This is a genomic window from Enterorhabdus sp. P55 (assembly GCF_009911695.1).
Lineage (GTDB): Bacteria > Actinomycetota > Coriobacteriia > Coriobacteriales > Eggerthellaceae > Enterorhabdus.
In genome coordinates, this window is sequence record NZ_QWKK01000245.1 from 1 (window position 1) to 1,059 (window position 1,059).

The window sequence follows — 1,059 nt, forward strand, 5'->3', positions numbered from 1 at the left end:
ATATTAACTTGAATTCATAAAATAACTTAGTATTTGTTTGTTTTTTCCTAGATATTTTGTATCTCATCCATTTGTTAAAACGATCAAGAGCGACCATCCATAAGCAAAATGCGAATATCTCTAATAACATATGAGGTAGCGAAGAAATTAATATAATAAAAGCTTTTGCAACCGAGTATCTAAATGCTATCCCAAATAAAATTCCAGGTAATATGGCTGTGAAAAGTGGCTGAATCCAATATAAAAATCGGATAGGTATGATTGATAAAATTAACATAATTATTGGGACTTTAAATCCATTATTAAAAATATAAGCAGCAACTAAATTCAACCCCGATTTCTGTGATACTGATTTGGAAACATTATTTGATATAGAATTTAACGTATCTGAGAAATTAGGATTGATAATATAAGTTATCACAGCTGATATAATAACAACAAATATTATGATACTTAAATACTTGATGGGTTTAAAAACTTTATTCATTTGATTTTTCCTTTTAGAGTCATTATAACATTAAAAACAAAAAATAACCCCTAATATTTAATTGTTATAAAATTTTTCGATGTATTCAAAACAATATATGCTATAATGCAGTAAGGTGAAAACGATCGTTATGTTATAGAAAATAAAAATTTTTAGTGGGCCGTCTATAGTATGCCCTATCTTGATTTAAAAAATTCGCCTAAGGGTAAATGAATGATGTTTAAAGTGGATTTTTTATGTTTGAGTTAGACTATAGGCTACTTTCTGTTCAATGTACAAAGTTTTTACAGGGTTAAAGTTTACTATTGTTTCTATTGTTTGAAATATTGAAGGAGGAGTATCAAATGGAAAATAAAAGTAGATATGCCACGAAATTTTATGTGGTTTTAATGATGTTAAGTTTAGTGTCTCAGTTGTTTGTGCCAGTTCTTCAGGTAGCAGCGGTTGAAGTACCGACTACTGTAGTAACAGAGATGACTGCTAAGTCAACGAGCGAGAATACAGCAGAATTAAATTTAAGTTTAAATAATACTAGTTCTGAGAAGAAAAGTGAACAAATTAAACTTGATTCA

The 1,059-nt window shown here is 28.4% G+C and carries 2 protein-coding genes; one reads left to right on the forward strand and one right to left on the reverse strand.

Annotated features, from left to right (window positions below):
- Positions 1 to 487: stage II sporulation protein M (locus tag D1643_RS11090; protein WP_160710655.1), on the reverse strand; the 487-nt coding region annotated here is incomplete at its 3' end.
- A gap of 344 nt (positions 488 to 831) precedes the next feature.
- Between D1643_RS11090 and D1643_RS11095 the strand changes: the two genes are divergently transcribed.
- Positions 832 to 1,059: hypothetical protein (locus tag D1643_RS11095; RefSeq protein WP_160710656.1), on the forward strand; the 228-nt coding region annotated here is incomplete at its 3' end.